Source organism: Georgenia satyanarayanai (assembly GCF_009193135.1).
In the GTDB taxonomy this organism is placed as follows: domain Bacteria; phylum Actinomycetota; class Actinomycetes; order Actinomycetales; family Actinomycetaceae; genus Oceanitalea; species Oceanitalea satyanarayanai.
Genome location: NZ_VUKC01000002.1, coordinates 403419 through 421456 on the forward strand (window position 1 = coordinate 403419; position 18038 = coordinate 421456).

The 18038-nt window shown below is 71.6% G+C and carries 14 protein-coding genes; 10 read left to right on the plus strand and 4 right to left on the minus strand.

Features of this window, described 5'->3' with window-relative positions; all coding sequences use genetic code 11:
- Positions 1 to 17: 17 nt before the first annotated feature.
- Entirely contained in the window at positions 18 to 1148 is a 1131-nt protein-coding gene (trpS, locus tag GD632_RS04445) for a tryptophan--tRNA ligase (protein WP_226924559.1), read from the minus strand.
- Between the two features lie 90 nt (positions 1149 to 1238).
- Between trpS and GD632_RS04450 the strand changes: the two genes are divergently transcribed.
- The 8 genes from GD632_RS04450 (at position 1239) to GD632_RS04485 (ending at position 11980) form a co-directional block, all read left to right on the plus strand.
- Positions 1239 to 1571: a YtxH domain-containing protein gene (locus GD632_RS04450; RefSeq protein WP_152189124.1), complete on the plus strand. Its 333-nt coding sequence runs from the start codon at positions 1239 to 1241 to the stop codon at positions 1569 to 1571.
- Positions 1568 to 2569: a Gfo/Idh/MocA family protein gene (locus tag GD632_RS04455; RefSeq protein ID WP_152189126.1), complete on the plus strand. Its 1002-nt coding sequence runs from the start codon at positions 1568 to 1570 to the stop codon at positions 2567 to 2569. The genes GD632_RS04450 and GD632_RS04455 overlap by 4 nt, the downstream gene beginning before the upstream one ends.
- Before the next feature lie 75 nt (positions 2570 to 2644).
- Complete coding sequence (locus GD632_RS04460) at positions 2645 to 3718, plus strand: VIT1/CCC1 transporter family protein (RefSeq protein WP_152189128.1); 1074 nt, start codon at positions 2645 to 2647, stop codon at positions 3716 to 3718.
- 39 nt (positions 3719 to 3757) lie between these two features.
- Positions 3758 to 4648 (plus strand): HNH endonuclease, encoded by an 891-nt coding sequence (locus tag GD632_RS04465; RefSeq protein ID WP_193311335.1) that lies wholly within the window; start codon positions 3758 to 3760, stop codon positions 4646 to 4648.
- 187 nt (positions 4649 to 4835) lie between these two features.
- Positions 4836 to 8975 (plus strand): PQQ-dependent sugar dehydrogenase, encoded by a 4140-nt coding sequence (locus GD632_RS04470; protein ID WP_152189133.1) that lies wholly within the window; start codon positions 4836 to 4838, stop codon positions 8973 to 8975.
- A 178-nt stretch (positions 8976 to 9153) separates the two neighbouring features.
- The gene (gene eda / locus GD632_RS04475) at positions 9154 to 9777 is read left to right on the plus strand and encodes a bifunctional 4-hydroxy-2-oxoglutarate aldolase/2-dehydro-3-deoxy-phosphogluconate aldolase (RefSeq protein WP_152189135.1); all 624 of its coding nucleotides are present in this window, start codon (positions 9154 to 9156) and stop codon (positions 9775 to 9777) included.
- A 30-nt stretch (positions 9778 to 9807) separates the two neighbouring features.
- Entirely contained in the window at positions 9808 to 10908 is a 1101-nt protein-coding gene (locus GD632_RS04480) for a sugar kinase (protein ID WP_152189137.1), read from the plus strand.
- 19 nt (positions 10909 to 10927) lie between these two features.
- Complete coding sequence (locus tag GD632_RS04485) at positions 10928 to 11980, plus strand: LacI family DNA-binding transcriptional regulator (RefSeq protein WP_152189139.1); 1053 nt, start codon at positions 10928 to 10930, stop codon at positions 11978 to 11980.
- Between the two features lie 54 nt (positions 11981 to 12034).
- Here GD632_RS04485 and GD632_RS04490 read toward each other — a convergent pair whose 3' ends face one another.
- A complete protein-coding gene (locus tag GD632_RS04490; RefSeq protein WP_152189141.1) occupies positions 12035 to 12580 on the minus strand; it encodes an NADPH-dependent FMN reductase in 546 nt (181 codons plus the stop codon).
- A 151-nt stretch (positions 12581 to 12731) separates the two neighbouring features.
- Here GD632_RS04490 and GD632_RS04495 point away from each other — a divergent pair, with 151 nt between their 5' ends.
- Together GD632_RS04495 and GD632_RS04500 are read left to right on the plus strand one after the other, a co-directional pair.
- Positions 12732 to 13895, plus strand: coding sequence for a Gfo/Idh/MocA family protein (locus GD632_RS04495; RefSeq protein ID WP_152189143.1), 1164 nt, complete (start codon positions 12732 to 12734; stop codon positions 13893 to 13895).
- Complete coding sequence (locus GD632_RS04500; protein ID WP_152189146.1) at positions 13892 to 14767, plus strand: sugar phosphate isomerase/epimerase family protein; 876 nt, start codon at positions 13892 to 13894, stop codon at positions 14765 to 14767. The genes GD632_RS04495 and GD632_RS04500 overlap by 4 nt, the downstream gene beginning before the upstream one ends.
- A 53-nt stretch (positions 14768 to 14820) precedes the next feature.
- Here the strand turns inward: GD632_RS04500 and GD632_RS04505 are convergent, their stop codons facing one another.
- The gene (locus GD632_RS04505) at positions 14821 to 15780 is read right to left on the minus strand and encodes a type IV toxin-antitoxin system AbiEi family antitoxin domain-containing protein (RefSeq protein ID WP_152189148.1); all 960 of its coding nucleotides are present in this window, start codon (positions 15778 to 15780) and stop codon (positions 14821 to 14823) included.
- A gap of 182 nt (positions 15781 to 15962) precedes the next feature.
- Positions 15963 to 18029 (minus strand): FAD-dependent oxidoreductase, encoded by a 2067-nt coding sequence (locus GD632_RS04510; RefSeq protein WP_152189150.1) that lies wholly within the window; start codon positions 18027 to 18029, stop codon positions 15963 to 15965.
- Between the last annotated feature and the right edge of the window lie 9 nt (positions 18030 to 18038).

An 18038-nucleotide genomic window follows, 5' to 3' on the forward strand; every position in this document is an offset into this window, starting at 1 on the left:
TGGGGGTGCGCCGATCCTCAGGTGTAGATCATGCCCATCGCCCGGCGGACCTCGTCCAGCGTCGCCTCGGCGACGGCGTTGGCGCGCTCGTTGCCCGCGTCGAGCACCTGGCGCAGGTAGCCCGGGTCGGCGACGAGCTCGGCGCGACGCGCGCGGACGGGGGCGAAGTGCTCGTTGACGGCTTCGGTGACCACGCGCTTGAGGGTGCCGCCCCCGCCGTCGCCGATCTCCGCGGCCACGTCCTGCGGGTCGCGGCCGCTGGCCAGTGCCGCGAGCAGGACGAGGTTGGAGACCTCCGGACGCCCGGCCGGGTCGTAGGTGATGTGCCGGTCGGCGTCGGTGACGGCTTTCTTCAGCCGCTTCGCGGTGGTGTCGGCGTCCATCCCGAGCTCGATAGTGTTGCCCTTGGACTTGCTCATCTTCTGCCCGTCGGTGCCGAGCAGGTTCGTCGCGGCGGACAGCAGCGCTTCCGGCTGCGGGAACACCGGGCGGTCCGCCTCGGCGCGCCCGTAGCGCTCGTCGAAGCGGCGGGCGATGATCCGCGTCTGCTCGAGGTGGGGCAGCTGGTCCTTGCCCACCGGGACGAGGTTGGCCTTGCAGAAGAGGATGTCGGCGGCCTGGTGCACCGGGTAGGTGAGCAGGAGCCCGGACATCGGGCGCCCGCCGGTGGCCTCGAACTCCGACTTCACCGTGGGGTTGCGCCGCAGCTCGGAGTCGGTGACGAGGGAGAGGAAGGGGAGCATGAGCTGGTTGAGCGCCGGCACCGAGGAGTGCGTGAAGATCGTCGTGCGCGCCGGGTCCAGGCCGATCGCCAGGTAGTCCGCGACGAGGGACAGCACCCGGTCCTGGATCTCCCCGACCGCGTCACGGTCGGTGATGACCTGGTAGTCCGCCACGAGCACCCACGTCTGCACGCCCCGGTTCTGCAGCGCCACCCGGTTGGCCAGGGTGCCGAAGTAGTGGCCCAGGTGGAGGTTGCCGGTGGGCCGGTCACCGGTGAGGACGCGGAACTTGGTGGGGTTGGCGTCGATCTCGGCCTCGATCGCGCGGGAGCGGGCCCGCGTACGGTCGAGGGAGGCGTCGGAGGTGGACTCCGCCAGCGCGTCCGAGACGGCGGCGTCGGTAGCGGCGATCTGCTCGGTACTCACCCGGCGATCCTAGTCGTCCCCGGAACGCGCGCGGCGGCAGGTCCGACCATAGGGTGGTGCCCCACACATCACTCACGGAGGTGGACGTTCATGGGCAAGCTCTCGTTCTTCGTCGGGGCCGGGGTCGGTTACGTGCTCGGTGCTCGGGCAGGCCGCCAGCAGTTCGAGAAGATCAAGTCCGCGAGCCAGCACGTGTGGGAGAACCCGCGCGTGCAGTCCAGCGTGAACAAGGTCGAGGAGAAGGTCAGCGAGGTGGCCAAGGACAAGGCCTCCGCCGTCACCGACAAGGTCACGGACACCGTCAGGAGCCGCATGGGTGGCCACTCCGGCTCCTCCGGCTCCGGCTCCGCGGGCAGTGGTGACGCCTCGCAGACCGGGGTCGGTGGCTCCATGCGCCCGACGCCGCCGCAGCCCGAGCTCTGAGCCCCCTCTCCACCGCCCTCGTCGGCTTCGGCCACGCGGGGCGGGTGTTCCACGGGCCGCTCATCGCCGACGACGACCGGTACAGCCTCGATCTCGTCGTCACCTCGGACCCGGCACGAGTCGCCGACGCCGCGCGCCTGCACCCGCAGGCGCGCGTCGTCGCCGACCTCGACGAGGCGCTCGCGGCGCGGCCCGACCTCGTCGTCGTCGCCAGCCCTCCCGCCACGCACGTCCCGGTCGCGCGAGCCGCGCTGGACGCCGGCTGCGCCGTCGTCGTCGACAAGCCGCTGGGTCCCGACCCCGCGGAGGCGCGCGCACTGATCGCGCACGCCGAGGATCTCGGGCGGCCGCTCACCGTCTTCCACAACCGCCGGTGGGACAGCGAGTCCCTCACCCTCCGGCGCCTGCTGGCCGCGGGGGCCCTCGGGCGGGTGCGGCGCCTGGAGTCCCGCCTGGAGCGGTGGAAGTCGGCCGAGACCAAGCCGTGGAAGGCCGCGGCCACGTGGCGGGACGGCGGCGGGGTCCTCTTCGACCTCGGCTCCCACCTCCTCGACCAGGCGCTCCTTCTCCTCGGCCCGGTCAGCGACGTCCACGCTGAGGTCGCCAGCGTGCGCGGTGGCGCGGACGACGACGTCTTTCTCTCCCTCACCCACGCGGACGGCGCCCGCTCCCACATCTGGGTGAGCACGACGACGGCGGACCCCGGCCCGCGACTGCGCGTCGTCGGCACGGACGCGACCTTCGTGGCGTCGGGTGACGTGCAGGAGGCCCAGCTGGCGGGCGGGATGCGCCCGTCGGAGCCCGGCTACGGGCGTGGGGAGGACGGTCTGCTCGTCACGCCGGACGGGTCGCGGCCGGTGCCGAGCGAGCCCGGGCGCTACCAGGACTTCTACGGTCTGCTGGCCGACGCGCTGCTCCACGGCGGCCCGCCGCCGGTCGACCCGCGCGACGCGCTCGCCGTCGTCGAGCTCGTCGAGGGCGTCCACCGGGCGGTGTGAGGGAGCCCGAAAAGCCGCGGTCAGGGAAGGCGTGCCTCGTTTCCCCACGGGGAGGAACACGGTGAGGCTGGATCCGTGAGTCCGACGAACCGCCCCGAACCGACCCGAGCGCAGGTGCGCCGGTGGCGGCGCTACCTCGCCGACGAGCGCGCGGAGGCCGCCGTCTACCGCGACCTCGCCCGCCGGCGGGAGGGTGAGGAGCGGGAGATCCTCCTCGAGCTCGCCGAGGCCGAGCGCCGCCACGAGGAGCACTGGCGCGAGCTGCTCGGCCACCACGTCGGTCACCCCCAGCGCGGGGCCGTGCGTACCCGGGTGCTCGGCTGGCTCGCCCGCCGGTTCGGGGGAGTCTTCGTCCTGGCCCTCGCCCAGCGTGCCGAGGCCCGCTCGTCCTACGCGGGCGACGACGACGCGACGTCGGCCATGGCGGCCGACGAGCAGATCCACGGGGAGGTCGTGCGCTCTCTCGCCACCCGGGGCCGCAGCCGCATGTCGGGCATGTTCCGCGCCGGCGTCTTCGGCGCCAACGACGGTCTCGTGTCCAACCTCGCGCTGGTGCTCGGCATCGGGGCGACCGGGGTGGCACCGGAGACCGTGCTCTTCACCGGCCTCGCCGGCCTGCTCGCCGGGGCGCTGTCGATGGCGGCGGGGGAGTACGTCTCGGTGCGCTCGCAGCGGGAGCTGCTCGAGGCGTCCCGTCCCGACCCGCGCGCCCACGAGGCCATCCCGCACCTCGATGTCGACGCCAACGAGCTCGCGCTCGTCTACCGCGCGAGGGGCATGGGTCCGGCCGCCGCCGAGGAGCGGGCGAGGGAGGTGCTCTCAGCCACCGAGCCGCGGCACGGGGAGCACGCCGAGCCGGACTACGAGGAGATCGGCAACGGGGTGAGTGCGGCCCTCTCGAGCTTCGGCTTCTTCGCCTCCGGTGCCCTCCTCCCCGTCCTGCCGTGGATATTCGGGCTCAGCGGCCTCACCGCTGTCGTGGTCGCCGCCGTCGTCGTGGGCCTCGCGCTGCTGCTCACCGGCGCGGTGGTCGGCGTGCTCTCCGGCGCCCCGCCGCTCAAGCGGGCGCTGCGCCAGCTCGCCATCGGCTACGGCGCGGCCGCCGTCACCTACGTCCTCGGCCTGGCCTTCGGCACCACGGTGAGCTGATCGGCCCCACCGCTGTTGGGGAGGTGCTTAGCTGAGCTCGTGGACTCAGCGGCCGAGAATGGGATCCGACTGCGGATCATGGACTGGGTGCGCCAGCGCGCCGAGGCCAACGGTGGGTTCCTGCGTCGCGAGGAGCTGCTCTCCTTCCAGATCGACGGCGAGAAGCTGCCACTGATCGACTACTCCCGAGGCATTCGTAACCCGCGGTCCTTCACGGCCACGCTCTCCATCGTCGCGTCCACAAACGGCCCGTACGACGACGTCGAGTCCGAGGACGGCCTTTTGCACTACGCGTACCGCAAGGGTGACGAGTGGAGCGGGGACAACCGCAAGCTGCGCTCCGCCTACGAGTCGGGGCAGCCGCTCATCCTCTTCCGCAAGGAGCAGCCGAACATCTACACACCGGTCATGCCGGTGTACGTCGTCGACGACCGCCCCGATCAGCGGTCCTTCACCATCGCGTTGGACGAGTCGTTCACCTTCGTCTCGGACGTGCGGCACCTCAGTGACGCCCAGCGCCGGTACGCGCGCCGGCTCGCCAGGCAGCGGCTCCACCAGCCGGCGTTCCGGACCCGCGTGCTCGTCGCGTACAACACGAGCTGCGCCGTCTGTCGCCTCCGCCATGGGGCGCTGCTGGACGCCGCCCACATAGTCCCTGACGGCCACGACCGCGGAGTGCCGACGACTGACAACGGCTTGGCGATGTGCAAGATCCACCACGCCGCCTACGACGCGAACATGCTCGCTGTGACGCCGGACTACGAGGTGCGCATCGCCCTGAAGCTCCTCGACGAGATCGACGGGCCGATGCTCCGGCACGGGCTCCAGGAGATGCACGGTGCACGGCTCCAGGTCCCAGAGCGGGCGAAGGACCGACCGTCGCGCGAGGGCCTCGCGTGGCGCTTCGAGCAGTTCGCTGCTGTCACGTAGCCGGGTCTCTACCCTCTCGCTTCAGTGTGGAGTTTTCGACGCCAGAGGTCGAAGAGTCCACACCTAAGCGGCAGCCCCGGTCGGCGGCGCCCAAATCGTCGTTCTTTCGGAGGATGCTGCGCCTTCGACGACAGGGCTAGCGTGGTTGGTTGCCAGAGAAAGCGCTTACCAACGAAGGAGCGTGACGATGACGTCAACACGGCAACCCACGAGACGGCGGGCGGTGACGGCTGCGGCGACGGGGATGGCGATGTGCGCGACGCTGCTCGCGGCACCCGCCGGCGCCCAGACCGAGGAGCCCGGCTTCACCGAGATCCTCAGCTTCGAGGGCTACACCACCGGGGCCCTCGACGGCCAGGACGGCTGGGCGGCCTCGGCGGCCGCCACCGTGATCCCCGACCCCGTGAACCAGAACGACCGAGTTCTCGAGATGACGGGGAACGGTCACCGCGCCCACCGCGCCGTGGCACCGATCGAGGAGGGGGACACCGGCACGGTGTTCTTCCGCATCCGGCGTGACGCGAACGCCGACACCTCCTTCGGCATCACCGACAACGACAACCCCTCCGACTACTCCCACAGCCGCGCGTACGTGAACAACCAGAACAACGACACCCTGCTCGTGCGCGACGGCGGCCAGTTCCGGACCGCCGGCACGTGGTCCGAGGACGTGTGGCAGTGCGTGTGGATCGTCGCCGACAACGCGACCGACCGCGTCACCGTCTACAGCCAGGGTGGTCCGTACGAGGAGCAGACCCGGCTCCCCGAGGGTGCCGAGCAGACGTTCGGCTTCCGCGCCCCCGTCGACGGTCCCCTCGACCGCTTCTTCTGGATCAACGGCGCCAACAGCGCGGGGCGTCTCATGCTCGACGACGTCGCCGTCGACACGTCCGGCGCCAACCTCGACATCCCCACCGGCAACGCCGCCGACTGCGAGGTCGCCGACACCGCTCCCGAGCCGCTGCTCAACCCGCTCCCCGACCCGGAGATGTCCACGCTCGGCATCGAGGTGGAGGAGCTGTCCCAGCTGCCCGAGTCCCAGACCACCCCGGCCACGCAGGACCAGCGCCTCATCCGGCACAACCGCATCACCCACCTCGACGAGGTGCCCGACGGCTCCGGCCGTCTCGCGGTCCCGGACATGAACGACATCCTCTACATGGTCGACAAGGACTCGGGCGAGTACACCGCCTACCTCAACGTCCGCGACGCGTTCGTCGACAACTTCCACAACCACGCCGGCCTGGGCACCGGCTTCGGCTTCGTCGAGTTCCACCCGGAGTTCGCCGAGAACGGCATCTTCTACACGGTCCACACCGAGGCCGGCTCCGCCCTGACCGAGGACGTCCCCGACTTCCCGGCGTTCGGCAACACCGGCTTCCACAGTGTCATCACCGAGTGGACCGCGACCGACCCGAGCGCCGAGACCTTCGAGGGCACGAGCCGCGAGATGATGCGCGTCCCCTTCGGTGGGCGCGTCCACACCGTCCAGCAGATCGCCTTCAACTGGACCGCCGAGCCGGGGGACGCCGACTACGGCAACCTCTACATCCTCGTCGGCGACGGCGGGAACGGCGTGGGCAACAACAACCCGCAGGACCTGTCAACCCCGCAGGGCAAGATCTTCCGGATCGACCCGATGGGGGACGACAGCGCCAACGGCGAGTACGGCATCCCCGAGGACAACCCGTTCCTGGACGAGGACGGCGCGCTGCCGGAGATCTACGCCGTCGGCATGCGCGACCCGCACCGCATCAGCTGGGACACCGAGACCGGGAAGATGTACCTGGGCCACATCGGTGAGTGGCAGGTCGAGTCCATCTACGAGGTCGAGCCGGGCGACAACTTCGGCTGGTCCGTCCGTGAGGGACCATTCCTCGCCGAGAACCGCCAGATCTACCCGCTCCCGGAGAACGACGCCGAGTACGGCTTCACTTATCCCGTCGCCGCCTACGACCACAACCGCGACCCCGGCCAGACCGGTGACGCCGGCGTGGCCGTCAACGGCGGGTACGTCTACCGCGGCGAGATCGAGGCGCTCCGGGGCAAGTACCTGTTCACGGACATCGTCCGCGGCTGGGTGCTGTCGACCGAGGCCGACGAGATGGTCCGCAACGACGGCGACATCGAGGACCTCGCCACCATCGAGCAGCTCCGTGTCTTCCACGACGGCGAGGAGACCACCTTCCAGGAGCTCGTCGGGCACCAGCGGGTGGACCTGCGCTTCGGCGCCGACGCCGACGGCGAGCTCTACCTCGTCTCCAAGGCCGACGGACGCGTCTGGGAGGTCACCGGCGCGGTCGAGCTGCCGCCGAACAACCTCGTCGCGCGCTACACCTTCGACAACCCGGTCGAGGGCAACCCGTCCTGGGAGGACGACCAGGGCTACTCCGGCACCGACATCGAGCTCATCAACGGGGGCGCGCTCCAGCGCGTGGCCGACGCCGCCTACCCCGGCGCCGGACGGGCGCTGCAGACTCAGCAGCTGAGCCCCACGGTCCGCGGTAACAACGACTGGAAGGCGGGCGTCTACGACCCCGCCGGTGTCGACAGCCTCGAACCGCTGGCCGGGGCCGACGCGATCACCGTCATGGGCTGGTTCAAGCGCACCGGTGAGCTGCCCGCCCTCAACAGCGAGACGTCCAACCCGGACGACCGCTTCAACGCCATCGGCCTCGCCGGCGTCCTGTCGGGCAACTCCGACGGCCACGGCGTGCGCGCCCTCCTCGAGGTCATCCAGGTGAACGGCGAGCTCAAGCTCGTCGCGCTCGGCCGACGCCTCGACGACGGCAGCTCGTGGACCTTCGCGGCCGACAAGCCGTGGGACGAGATCCTCGCCCAGAACACCTGGGTCCACCTCGCCGCGAGCTTCGACTACGTCGGCGGCGAGATGAAGCTCTACATGAACGGTGAGGAGCTCGAGGGCGAGTACACCGCGGCGAACCCGTGGGGCTCGGGCCCGACGTCGGACACGGTGCCCACCGGCATCAAGATCGGCGGCAGCTTCCCGCAGAACACCGCGGAGCGGAACCCCTTCAACGGGCGCATGGACGACCTCATGTTCCTCGACATGGCGCCCACCGCCGAGCAGATGCAGCACCTCTACGCGACGTACGGCGTGGAGCCGGTCGAGCCGCCGCCGTCGCCGTCGTGCACCTTCGAGGAGTCCGAGACCGACCTCATGGCCGGAGAGAACTGGGCCCCGCGGACACCCTCCAAGTGGGAGTTCCCCGGTGACCAGATCGTCCTCACCGAGGTCGGGGACAACCCGAACGACGGCATCCGCCGGCCCTTCGAGTACGCCGTCCTCGACGGCCGCGAGTACGGGTCGGTGCAGATCGACGCCGAGGTCCGCCTCGACGCGCCGTCGTCGGTCAACAACCGGGACATCATCATCGTCTTCGGGTGGCAGTCCGACACCGAGTACTACTACGCGCACATCTCGCAGGACAACGCGATCTACGCGCACAACGGCATCTTCAAGGTGGACAACAAGGACCGCGAGCGCATCGACGACCAGTGGGACGGCTCGATCGGCGCACCCCCGGCCATCACCGACGAGGAGTGGCACGACGTCCGCGTCGTCCACTGCGCCGGCACCGGTGAGATCGCCGTGTGGGTCGACGGGGACGACACCCCGCTCATGACCGCGACCGACACGACCTTCGACTCCGGGCAGATCGGCTTCGGCTCCTTCGACAACACCGGCCGGATGCGCGACCTCGTCGTGTCCGTCCCGGCCACGCCGCAGGAGGACGTCGCCACGACGACGGCGCTGAGCCTCTCCCGCCAGCTCGCGACCTACGGCACGGAGACGACGGCGCGGGTCGCCGTCGCCGCCGACTCCGGCACGCCGTCCGGTGCGGTGGAGATCCACGTCGGCGACGACGTCGTCGCCACCGGTGAGCTGGGGCCCGACGGCCGCGCCTCGGTGCCGCTCCCGCGGGACCTGCCAGCGGGTGTGCACCGGCTCACGGCGGTGTTCCCCGGCGGAGACGGGTTCACGGAGTCGGCCAGCAGGGCGGTCACCTACGTCGTCCTCCCCGCGCTGCCGCGCGTGGACATCGACGCGGACTCGACCGTGCCGCGGGGCAGCACCCCGGAGATCACCGTCGACGTGTCCGGCAGGGACGGGGCGCCGACGCCCACCGGCACCGTCACGGTGACGGCCGGCTTCCGCGTGGTCGGCACCGTGCCGGTCGGTGAGGACGGCAGCGTCGAGGTCCAGCTGCCACCGGTGCGGGGCCTGACCCTCGTCTCCGCGACGTACAGCGGTGACCACGGGTACCTGCCCGGCCTGGACATCGACACCATCTGGGGTCGCTGACCTGCTGCACCCGAGGCCCTGCACCGGTACGGTGCAGGGCCTCGGTCCTGCCTCCCGGCACCTTCCTGCGGGAAGCGCTTTCTGCTACGGTTCGAGAGGAAAAGGCAGCTCCGGTGACGGGCTGCGACTCACTGACGAGACGACCGCGCACGGGCGCGGCAGACGAAGGAGACCGGCGATGTCCGAGACGCTCGACCAGCTTGCCGCCGCCCGACTCGTCCCCGTCGTCGTGCTCGACGACGCCGCGCACGCCCGCCCGCTGGCCGGTGCCCTCGCCGAGGGCGGGCTGCCCGTCGCCGAGGTGACCTTCCGGACCGCGGCCGCCGCCGCGGCGATCGCGCAGATGGCGCAGGACGGTCGGGTGCTCGTCGGTGCCGGCACGGTGCTCACCCCCGCGCAGGTGGACGAGGCCGTCGACGCCGGGGCGCGCTACGTCGTGTCGCCCGGCTTCTCCCGCGCCGTCGTCGCGCGCTGTGCCGAGCGCGGGGTGCTCGCGCTGCCCGGTGCCGTCACGGCCACCGAGGTCCAGGCGGCGCTCGAGGCCGGCCTCTCCACCGTGAAGTTCTTCCCCGCCGAGACGTCCGGTGGTGCCGCCGCGATCAAGGCGCTGTCGGCGCCCTTCGGGGGCGTGCGCTTCGTGCCCACCGGCGGTATCGGCCCGGCGAACCTCGCCGAGTACCTGGCCCTGCCGGCCGTCGCGGCGGTCGGGGGCAGCTGGATGGTGCCCCGCGACGCGATCGCCGCCGGCCGCTTCGACGACGTCGCGGCCATGGTGGCCGAGGCCGTCGCCCTCACCCGCTGACCGCCGTCGGCCCCACCGAAGGAGAACCCGTTGAGCCTGCAGATCCGTGACGCCGCCGAGTGCCGCTACGACGTGCTGTCCCTCGGTGAGGTGATGCTCCGGCTGGACCCGGGCGAGGGACGCATCCGCACCGCGCGGAGCTTCCGCGTGTGGGAGGGCGGGGGCGAGTACAACGTCGCCCGCGGCCTGCGCCGTGCCTTCGGGCTGCGCGCCGGCGTGCTCACCGCCCTCGTGGACAACGAGGTGGGCCGGCTGGTGGAGGACTTCATCCTCACCGGCGGGGTCGACCCCTCGCTCATCCACTGGGTGCCCTCCGACGGGATCGGGCGCAGCGTGCGCAACGGCCTGAACTTCACCGAGCGGGGCTTCGGGGTGCGCGGGGCGGTGGGCGTGTCCGACCGCGGCCACACCGCGGCCTCACAGCTCCGGCCCGGGGACATCGACTTCGAGCACGTCTTCGGCGAGCTCGGGGTGCGCTGGCTGCACACCGGCGGCATCTACGCCGCCCTGTCCGACACCTCCGCGGAGGTGGTGCTCGCCGCGGTCCAGGCCGCGAAGAAGCACGGCACGGTCGTGTCCTACGACCTCAACTACCGGCCCTCGCTGTGGAAGGACATCGGCGGCCAGGCGCGCGCCCAGGAGGTCAACCGGGAGATCGCCCACCACATCGACGTCATGATCGGCAACGAGGAGGACTTCACCGCCTCCCTCGGCTTCGAGGTGGAGGGCGTGGACGAGAACCTCACCGACCTCGACGTCGCGAGCTTCCGCGCGATGATCGAGAACGTGCAGGCCGCCTACCCGAACTTCGAGGCCATCGGCACCACCATGCGCAGCGTGCACACGGCGACGGTCAACGACTGGGGCGCGATCGCCTGGTCCAAGGACGAAGGCTTCGCCCAGGCCACCCACCGGGAGCGCCTGGAGATCCTCGACCGCGTGGGCGGCGGGGACTCCTTCGCCTCCGGCCTCATCTACGGCCTCATCACCGGAGAACCGCTGGCGACCGCAGTAGACTACGGGGCGGCGCACGGAGCGCTGGCGATGACGACCCCCGGCGACACCTCGATGGTGACGAAGGCGGAGATCCTCAAGCTCGCTGCCGGCGGCAGCGCCCGAGTGCAGCGCTGACGGCACCGAAGGAGCCTCGATGACCCCCAGCCGCACCACCGTCGCGGGCAACGGACGGGCGGCGACGCTGAGCGACGTCGCCCGTGAGGCCGGCGTCTCCCTCGCCACGGCCTCCCGCGCCATCAACGGCAGCACGAACCGCTCGGTGCGCGCCGACCTGCGTGAACGGGTCCTCGACGCCGCCGAACGGCTCAACTACTCACCGAACGCCAACGCCCAGGCGATGGCGCGCGGCCGGACGGCGACGCTCGGGCTCATCGTCCACGACATCGCCGACCCGTTCTTCTCCACCATCGCCGCCGGCGTCACCGAGGCGGCCGACGCCGCCGGGCTCGCCGTCACCCTGGCCAACACCCAGCACGACGCCGAGCGTGAGGTCGGGTTCATCCAGACCCTGCAGAACCTGCGGGCACGGTCGATCATCGTCGTCGGTGGTCGCCAGGACGACGAAGAGGGCAACCGGCGCCTGCGCCAGGCGCTCGCCGCCTACCAGGAGCGCGGGGGAGCGGCGGCGATGGTCGGCCAGCCGATCCTCGGCGTCAAGGCGGTCCACGTGGACAACCACGGGGCGTCCGCCGCCCTGGCCCGCGCGCTGCACGGGCTGGGCTACCGGCGCTTCGCCGTCCTCGGCGGTCCCGAACGCCACCTCACCGCTGCGGAGCGGCGCGGAGGCTTCTGCGAGGCGCTGGCCGAGCTCGGCGCGCCGGTGGCCGAGGAGGCGATCATCCCCTCGCCCTTCGTCCGGGACGGTGGGCACGAGGCGATGGTCGAGCTCATGCGCCGGGACCTCGACGTCGAGGTCGTCTTCGCCGTCAACGACGTCATGGCCCTCGGGGCGATGACGGCCGCGCGCGAGGCCGGCCTGGTGCTGCCCCGGGACATGTCGTTCGCCGGCTTCGACGACATCTTCGCGCTCCGCGACGTCACCCCCACGCTCACCACCGTGCGGATCGACATGGTCGACATCGGCCGCAAGGCCACGTCCCTGGCCCTGGGGGACAGCGACGCCCCCGACCTCGTCACCGTCTCCGGGGAGGTCGTCCTGCGCGAGTCCACGCCCGGCCCCCGGTAGCACGGAGGCGGTGGCCCGGAGCGGGCCACCGCCTCGCGTGGCGGGAGACGCTGCTCAGACGGTGACCTTCTCGCGGACCGCGGTGAGGACCTGGCTGTAGAGGCTGCGCACGTCCTCGACGGGAGCTGCCTCGAGGACCTCGCCCTCGGGGGAGAGGTCCTTGCCGAAGCTCAGGCCCGGGCCGGGCAGGTGGACGGCCTGGACGCGGTCGAGCACCTCACCGAGCTGGCGTGCGGCACCGGCGGCGGCGCCCCAGCCGTAGCCGACGACGCCGATCGGCAGACCCTTCCACTCGGCGTGCAGGGAGTCGATCGCGTTCTTCAGCACCGCGGGGTAGCCGGCGTTGTACTCCGGGACCGTGATGACGAGGCCGTCGAAGGTGCGGACGCGCTCGGACCAGGCGACGGTGCTGGCCAGGGTGTAGTTGCCGGTGGCGGGCTGCTCGGGCTCGGCGAGGAAGGGCAGGTCGATCTCGGCGAGGTCGATGACCTCGGCCTCGATGCCCTCGGGGGCGAGCGAGGCGACCCACTGCGCGACCTGGGGCCCGATCCGGGTGGGGCGGGAGGAGCTGACGATGACGCCGATCTTCTGAGTACTCATGCCGAGTCAATGGATGAACCTTCAACATTGTTCCCTCAGTCGTCAACATGTGGCGAGGCTCACGCTCTTGACAGGGGTGATGGCTGCTGGCTAAGTTGGAAAGCGCATTCCCCAGTCTTCCGCCACACCGGCACGTCTCATTGGAGAGCACATGACCACGCGTACGCTGCGGATCGCGATGAACGGCATCACGGGCCGGATGGGGTACCGCCAGCACCTCGTCCGCTCGATCCTCCCGATCCGCGACGCGGGCGGGTTCGAGCTCGAGGACGGCACCCGGGTGCAGGTGGAGCCGATCCTCGTCGGGCGCCGGGAGAACGCCGTCCGGGAGATCGCCGAGCGCCACGGCGTCGAGCAGTGGACCACCGACGTCGACGCGGTGATGAACGACCCGAGCGTCGACGTCTACTTCGACGCCCAGCTCACCTCGCTGCGCAAGGCCACGCTCACCGCCGCGATGAAGGCCGGCAAGCACGTCTACACCGAGAAGCCCACGGCCGAGTCGCTCGAGGAGGCCGTCGAGCTGGCGCGGCTGGGGCAGGAGACCGGCGTGACCGCCGGCGTCGTCCACGACAAGCTCTACCTGCCCGGGCTGGTCAAGCTCCGCCGTCTGGTGGACCAGGGCTTCTTCGGCCGCATCCTGTCCCTGCGCGGCGAGTTCGGCTACTGGGTCTTCGAGGGCGATGTCCAGCCCGCGCAGCGCCCGAGCTGGAACTACCGCAAGGAGGACGGCGGCGGCATGGTCGTGGACATGTTCTGCCACTGGAACTACGTGCTCGAGGGCATTCTCGGCCGCGTCGACGCCGTCACCGCCAGGGCCGTCACCCACATCCCCACCCGCTGGGACGAGCAGGGCAAGGAGTACACCGCCACCGCCGACGACGCCGCGTACGGGATCTTCGAGGTCACCACCCCGGGTGGGGACCCCGTCGTCGCCCAGATCAACTCCTCCTGGGCGGTGCGCGTCTTCCGTGACGAGCTCGTCGAGTTCCAGGTTGACGGCACCCGAGGTTCGGCCGTCGCCGGTCTGCGCAACTGCGTGGCCCAGGAGCGCGCGCACACCCCCAAGCCGGTGTGGAACCCCGACCTGCCCGTCACCGAGCCCTTCCGTGACCAGTGGCTCGAGGTGCCCAACAACGCCGACCTCGACAACGGCTTCAAGCTGCAGTGGGAGGAGTTCCTCCGCGACGTCGTCGCCGAGCGCCCGCACCGCTACGGCCTGCTCTCCGCCGCGCGGGGCGTCCAGCTCGCCGAGCTCGGCCTGCAGTCCTCCGCCGAGGGGCGGCGCCTGGAGATCCCGGAGCTCACCCTGTGAGCGCGGACCTCTCCCGGCTCTCCCTCAACACCGCGACGACCAAGACCCTCACCCTGGAGGAGGCCGTCGACGTCGCGGCGCGGGCCGGCCTCGGCGCCGTAGGCCTGTGGCGCGACCGGGTGGCCGAGGCGGGCCTGGAGCGTGCTGCCGCCGTGGTGCGCGACGCCGGTCTGCGGGTGTCCTCGCTGTGCCGGGGCGGCTTCCTCACCGCCGTCGACGCCGAGGGGCAGCGGGCGGCGCTGGAGGACAACCGCGCCGCGATCGTCGAGGCCGCGACGCTGGGGACGCGTGAGCTCGTCATGGTCGTCGGCGGGCTGCCGGCGTGCCCGGAGCCCGGGAGGGCGGCGCTGCCGGACGGGGACCGGGACCTCGTCGCCACGCGGCAGCGGGTGGCCGACCGGATCGGCGAGCTCGTGCCCGTCGCGGAGGAGCACGACGTCCGGCTCGTCCTCGAGCCGATGAACCCGATCTTCGCCGCCGACCGCGGGGTCCTGTCCACCCTCGAGCAGTCCCTCGACCTCGCCGCGGACTTCCCGGCCGAGGCCGTGGGCGTGGTCGTCGACACCTACCACGTGTGGTGGGACCCGAAGCTGGAGGCGCAGATCGCCCGGGCGGGCGCCGAGGGGCGCCTGGCGGGCTACCAGGTGTGCGACTGGGTGCTCCCGCTCGCCGACGACTCCCTCCTCTCCCGCGGCTACATGGGCGACGGCTACGTCGACTTCGCCGCGATCACCCGCTGGGTGGCCGACGCCGGGTACACCGGCGACGTCGAGGTGGAGATCTTCAACCAGGCCGTCTGGGACACCCCGGGCGGCGACGTCGTCGCCACCATGGCCGACCGCTACCAGCGCCTGGTCGCCCCGTACCTCTAGCCCGGCTCGCTCAGGTGTGGAGTTGTGGACGCCTGAGGTCCACAACTCCACACCTAGGCGCGTCCGACCGCGCAGGCGGGCCCGCACGGCCGGGGTGATCCACCCCAGCCGCCCTGGTGCAGCGCCCGGGCCACCTGTGCCGCGGTGGCGCACGGTGTGCCGGCGATGTGGCTCCAGCGGTACCGGAGAGTGATCTCGCCGGCCTCGAGCAGCGCCGCGTTGTCGCGCCACGTGTCCTTGTCGGTCCGTCCACCGGGATGCGCGAGCTTCCCGTCGAGCTCCACCCGCACGCCGAGTCCTCGGTAGCGGCAGTCGGCCCGGATCCACCCGCCGGCGAGCTTCTCGCGCGTCTGGAGCTCCGCACGTGGGAGCCCGTGCGCACGTTCGACGTGCTGCCGGTACCGGAGCTCGAGTGGCGACTCCACGCCGTCGGCCACCTCGCCGAGCAGGTCGACGACGAGATCGCGGCCGCGGACCCGGCCACGGCGTTCCAAGGCCTTGAGCATGGCGTTCGGATGCACCACCTTCCGAGTGGCGCGGACGAGGATGCCGATGACGTCGTCGGTCGTCTCCGCTCGGGCGACGAGGTCGAGGGCGGTCTCGGAGGGGTGCACGGCATCGACCCGTCCAGCGAGGATCTTCGGCATCGTCCGACGACGATGGATCCGCAGCCCGTCCATCGGGGTGACGGTGCGGTGCGCCGGGACGCTGATCTCGACCGGCGCGTCCATGCGTTGCGCCCGGGTGGCGGCGGTCTCGAACCACCAGTCCGACGCCGTCGAGTGCGAGATCGCGGCTCCGGTGCCCGCGTAGGCAAGGGCGGCGGCCACCCGGGTGAGCCACTCGAGGTTGCCGGAGTGAGTCACGTAGACACCGGGATAGGCACGCTGCCAGGAGCCGGTGTCCACGAGGTGCCGCACCCACCTGTCCGTGGCGCCCTCGTCGCGCAGCTGCGCGCGCGTGAGGACGTGCTCGTGGTGTTCGGCGAGCTGCTCGATCCGGCGCCTGTCCATGCCTCAGCGTGGACCGGCGCGGTGATCGACCACCCGCCGGGCGCCAGACCTGTGGACAGGCCTGTGGAACAGCCCCGGCCCGGATCGTTGTGTGTGGACTTCTCGACCTCAGAGGTCGAAAAGTCCACACACGAGCGAGGCGGAGGGCGGAGACGAGGTGGGCCCGGCGGCCGCCGAGCGGCTCACAGGATGTTCTGGTGCTCGCGGTACTCGCGCCAGACGTTCTCGAAGAAGTCGTCCGTCTCCGGGATCGGGCGGCGCGGGCGCCAGGTGACGGCCACCTCGCCCGCCTCGCTGGGCGACGCCGGGTCCGCGGCGCGGTGCGGGGTCCACGAGACCTCCTGGACCTCGTCGTCGAGCGCGCCGCCGTCGAGGGTGAAGCGGAACAGCTCGGGCAGGTCCAGCTCACGCGCGGCGTCGCGCCCGTACCCCACGAGCGGCAGCGAGCCGGACGGGTCGGTGTAGAGCACCGAGCCGCGCGAGCGCCCGCCGTGGTCGACGTAGTCGGCCATCGCGGTGAGGTACACCTGCGCCGTCGTGAGGATGTCGCGCACGAGGAAGGCGCGGTTGACGGCGCGGCGCGAGCCGGCGTCGGCGACGACGAGCTCCCGGTAGGTGCCGAGCCACTCCTCCACCTGCTCCAGCGCCTCGGCGATGGACTGACGCGAGCGGACCGGGCCGGCCTTGGCGCTCATGAGCTCGCCGACCTCACGCAGGAGGTCACCGGAGTTGTCCTCCCGGCCCGCGGCGGCCCGCTCGGTCGCACCCTCGACGAGCTCGGCGGCGTCGCGCAGCGGGCCCTCCGCCGCCGCGGCGAACTCCGCCTCCCCGAGCGGCGGGTCCGAGCGCCGGGTCGCGATGAACTGCGCGGCCCGCGTGGCCCCGACCTGCCCGCTGTTGAGCGCCGCCCCGCCGGGCCGGTAGACCCCGTGCGCCCCGCCGGCCTCACCCACCGGGAAGAAGCCCGGCAGGTTCGACTGCCACCACGCGTCCACGAGCAGGCCGCCGTTGTTGTGCTGGGCGCACACGTCGACCTCGAGCATCTCCTGCTCGAGGTCCACGTACGGGTTCTTGTTCAGGTAGAACTCGTAGGCGGGCAGGTTCATGTGCTTGAGCCGCTCGATCGGCGTGCCGAACAGGACGCCGGCCTTGTCGAGGTACTCGTAGGCCTCCGCGTCCAGCGCGGACGGGTCGAAGTCCTCCCGCACCGGGTTGCGCCGGAAGTCGAGGAACACCCGCCGGCCGCGCAGCACCGTCTCGCGGTAGACGAGGAGGTCGATGAGGGAGGAGCCGTCACGGGCCTTGCGGACGTCGAAGGGCCACTGGTAGCCCTTGAGGAAGACGAGGGACATGAGGCGGCCGTAGTCGGGGATCGCCTCGGTGAGGAACTCCCGCTCGTCCCCGCCGTCCTCGTCGGTCGAGACGAAGCGCGGCACCACCTGCATGTACGTGCCCGAGACGTTCCACCGGGGCTTCGTCGAGGCGAGCCCGAACTGCCACTCGGTGACGTTCTTCCCGCCGATGCCGGCGCGGTAGGCGGCGCCCGAGGCGCCCCACTGCCCGTTGGGGAACACCCGCGTCGCGTAGAGCCCGGCGGGGCCGCCCGTCGCGTACACGACGTTGGTGCACCGCACGAGCAGGTAGGGGCTGCGCTCGCCGTCGTGCGGGATGTCGGTGCGCAGGAGGAGCAGGCCGGCGACGGCGCCCTCGTGGGTGAGGACGTCGACGACGCGGCACTCGGGGAAGATCCGCGTGCCGTTCGCGTTGACCTGCTTCTCCAGCTGCTCGACCATCGTCCGCGAGGTGTAGGGCCCCACGGAGGTGGCCCGCTGGCGGGGGTCGTGGTCGGTCTTGTAGCCGATGAACTCGCCGTAGCGGTTCTGCGGGAACGGCACGCCCAGGTCGGCGAGGTGGAGGAAGGCACGCGCGGACAGTGCGGCCTCGGCCAGGGCGTTGTCCCCGTCCATCGCACCACCGGCGAAGAGGGTCTGGGCCATCTCCCGCACGGAGTCGCCGCTGTCGCCGGAGAGCGTGAGCTTGTAGTAGGTCTGCTTGTCCGAGCCGGCGTTGCGGCTCGCGCCGGCACCGATCTTGTCGGTGACCATGACGACGTCGTCCTGGCCGAGCTGGACGAGACGCTCGGCGGCGCAGTACCCGGCCGAGCCGGTGCCGACGACGACGGTGTTGGCGGTGACGACGGGCACCGCGCGGCCGGCGATGGTCAGGGTCTGGGGCTCGTGGCTGGTCACGGGTCGCTC

Excerpts from the sequence above, each read along its gene's own strand:
- GD632_RS04450 (WP_152189124.1), top strand. The coding sequence starts at position 1,239 with ATGGGCAAGCTCTCGTTCTTCGTCGGGGCCGGGGTCGGTTACGTGCTC.
- GD632_RS04470 (WP_152189133.1), top strand. The coding sequence starts at position 4,836 with ATGACGTCAACACGGCAACCCACGAGACGGCGGGCGGTGACGGCTGCG.
- eda (WP_152189135.1), top strand. The coding sequence starts at position 9,154 with ATGTCCGAGACGCTCGACCAGCTTGCCGCCGCCCGACTCGTCCCCGTC.
- GD632_RS04485 (WP_152189139.1), top strand. The coding sequence starts at position 10,928 with ATGACCCCCAGCCGCACCACCGTCGCGGGCAACGGACGGGCGGCGACG.
- GD632_RS04490 (WP_152189141.1), bottom strand. The coding sequence starts at position 12,580 with ATGAGTACTCAGAAGATCGGCGTCATCGTCAGCTCCTCCCGCCCCACC.
- GD632_RS04495 (WP_152189143.1), top strand. The coding sequence starts at position 12,732 with ATGACCACGCGTACGCTGCGGATCGCGATGAACGGCATCACGGGCCGG.
- GD632_RS04505 (WP_152189148.1), bottom strand. The coding sequence starts at position 15,780 with ATGGACAGGCGCCGGATCGAGCAGCTCGCCGAACACCACGAGCACGTC.